Below are 2,311 nucleotides of genomic sequence, written 5' to 3' on the forward strand. Positions count from 1 at the left end.
TGTACGCTTCGCCAACACTGTTACCAGTGTTCACGCAACACTCGGTACCTGGTGCCTTGCCAAGGCTTCCAGAATCAGGACTTTCACCTGATAGACAAAGCCGAGCTTTGCTCGGCGCACTTGCGACACAACCGGATCATTCGGGGGACCAGTAGGTGCCGCAGAAGGGATGATCGGCGGTGCTGCGGGTGGCATGGTTACTGGACCGATCGAAGGCTGTGTATCCTGTCATTTCAATCCTTCTCAACCAAGAAATTGAAATTAACTGGAGGACCACTGCAATTCCAAAGCGTCCAATGCCGCTCACCCGGTAGAGAGACGGGAACAAGCCGCTCGTTAGCTTACTAGGTGTAACCCATCGGATTTGGAGACCAGCAGCAGGAACTTGTAAACAAGAGGGGCAAGAACATTTGCCCCTCTTGTTTACAGGTGTTTCTTTTTCTGGTTCGACTAGCAACCTAAAATGTCACAATAGCTTAAGATACGGGAGTCCCACTGTGAGTTTCAGTCAGGTGACTCATGCATTGCCGATACAGTGAAGCGATCACGGGTTGATCCTCAGTCTTCCATCTGCTCAGCTTGACTTTAATTGTGCGCCCACCCCTGAAGATAAGGGCAAATTCTTTCGGGTCGGTCGTCCTCGCTGCGCCATCAGATCACCTTAGTAAGAAAAGCCCCCGATCGCGCTTCTCCGCAGAGAACAATCGAGGGACATAACACCAGAAGAAAACTTTAGCGCCCGTTTTCGATATCCGCTTCGATCACGGCTAGGCGCTGCTGAATGTCGGCATGAACTATCCCTTTGAATCCAAGCTCTAGAATCGCTTTAGCCGCTGCAACACGAGCGGATTCGTTCTGAGAGCTTTCGGCAATACTCGCAAGATGAGCGATCGCTTCAACTGATTTCTGGACTGATATGGCGATCGCTTCATCAAAAATTCCTTTTTGGCATTCACGAATTTCGGACAGAAACAGTGGATCTTTCGACCAGCGCTTCAGGGTTGCCAGCGAGCATCTAGCAGCGGCACAGGCTTCCAGGCGCGATTGCCCTTGCGCGATCGCATGGGCTGCGATCAACTGTTTTGCTGTGAGAGGCTCATTCTGGCTCATTTCGGGTTATCGATTGGCATAGCCGAATCATTGCGGCTCGCTCCTGGTCGCCGCCGAGTTCATTCAGAACTGCGTCGATCTGTACCTCATCGCCCGATTCCATTGCGTCGAAGCAGCGATCGACGAATGTAGGGTCTTGCAATCCAGTTGGGCGAGAGGCAGCAATCTCAAGGAACCGCCGCCCGATCGCGGCATAAACGGACTCAGGATTTTCACTAAATTCAGCCAATGTGAGTTTCTTCATAGTTAGGCAACACCAGGCATTAAATTCATCATCCAGGCTGGAAGTTGTCCACTTTGCCGAAACTGCTCGAACGCGGCATTTGCCTCTTCTCTCGGTTTCCCGGTCGCACTGTAAGCCTGTCGAATCTTCATCTCCGCCCGTTCTTCCTGGGTGGGCAGTGGCGGCATTGCAAACGGTACTGACTGCGGTTCTGGCTTGTTGTAAGTGTGCTGTTCTCCCTCTGCCAAAATCACAACATTGTGGTTGTCCACCAGTGCAAAAGGTAATTCAGCCTTCTCAAATCGCACAAATAGTGGGCGTGTGTTGTGAATCTCCAAACTTGCTAATTCAAGTTCAGCCGCGATCGCTTTCATCTCCTCAACTTCCTTCTGGTAGTTAGCCTTGAACTTCTCCACCAGTTGATTGAGGTTGTGTCGCAAAGACTTTAAAGTGATAAACGAAGTGGTCTTGTTTGAATTGCTTTAAGTACTCACTCCGAAGAGTTCATCAATGAATCTTGCTCCAGATACACTATCTCCTTGTTTGATACCTTTCACTTGTCCTTTCCGAATCATATTCATTGCCTCTATCCCGCACAATGTCCTTCTTGCTATATTGAACGAGTGAAATCCCATCATCGGTTTGACAATCCGCTTCACGTTACGATGGTCTTGCTTAATCAGGTTGTTCAAATATTTGCTCTGCCGCAATTCGGTTTCGGCTTTTAACGTTTTATCCTGCTTCAATTCATCCACTGCCACCCGATAGGCCGCATTTTTATCCACGGTGATGACTCGTGGAGCTCCAGTGTGCTTCGCTTCCAACACTTTGCGAAAAAAGCGGGCAGCAGCCTTCCCGTCCCGCTTCGCACTCAGCATGAAATCGAGCGTGTTGCCTGCTGAATCCATCGCTCGATACAGGTATTGGTCGTGTTCTAGACATGGGGATTCATCAGTCAAACCGCCCGTCCAAATTCAT

5 protein-coding genes are annotated in these 2,311 nt (G+C 49.9%); all 5 read right to left on the bottom strand.

The features are described from left to right. Positions 1-30: 30 nt before the first annotated feature. Positions 31-195 carry a hypothetical protein gene (locus AC5I6P_RS06420; protein ID WP_495692922.1) on the bottom strand — a complete coding sequence of 55 codons (165 nt, stop codon included), beginning with the start codon at positions 193-195 and terminating at the stop codon, positions 31-33. A gap of 537 nt (positions 196-732) precedes the next feature. Then, positions 733-1,110, bottom strand: a complete 378-nt coding sequence (locus tag AC5I6P_RS06425; protein WP_495692923.1) for a hypothetical protein — start codon at positions 1,108-1,110, stop codon at positions 733-735. After that, the gene (locus AC5I6P_RS06430; RefSeq protein ID WP_495692924.1) at positions 1,097-1,354 is read right to left on the bottom strand and encodes a hypothetical protein; all 258 of its coding nucleotides are present in this window, start codon (positions 1,352-1,354) and stop codon (positions 1,097-1,099) included. Before AC5I6P_RS06430 ends, AC5I6P_RS06425 begins: the two co-directional genes overlap by 14 nt. A gap of 2 nt (positions 1,355-1,356) precedes the next feature. Continuing rightward, complete coding sequence (locus AC5I6P_RS06435) at positions 1,357-1,773, bottom strand: hypothetical protein (protein WP_495692925.1); 417 nt, start codon at positions 1,771-1,773, stop codon at positions 1,357-1,359. Between the two features lie 42 nt (positions 1,774-1,815). After that, positions 1,816-2,292, bottom strand: a complete 477-nt coding sequence (locus tag AC5I6P_RS06440; RefSeq protein ID WP_495692926.1) for an IS6 family transposase — start codon at positions 2,290-2,292, stop codon at positions 1,816-1,818. Positions 2,293-2,311: the final 19 nt, after the last annotated feature.

This window comes from Myxacorys sp. (assembly GCF_059501405.1).

Coding starts and splice junctions, on each gene's coding strand:
- AC5I6P_RS06420 (WP_495692922.1), bottom strand. CDS start 195: ATGCCACCCGCAGCACCGCCGATCATCCCTTCTGCGGCACCTACTGGT.
- AC5I6P_RS06425 (WP_495692923.1), bottom strand. CDS start 1,110: ATGAGCCAGAATGAGCCTCTCACAGCAAAACAGTTGATCGCAGCCCAT.
- AC5I6P_RS06430 (WP_495692924.1), bottom strand. CDS start 1,354: ATGAAGAAACTCACATTGGCTGAATTTAGTGAAAATCCTGAGTCCGTT.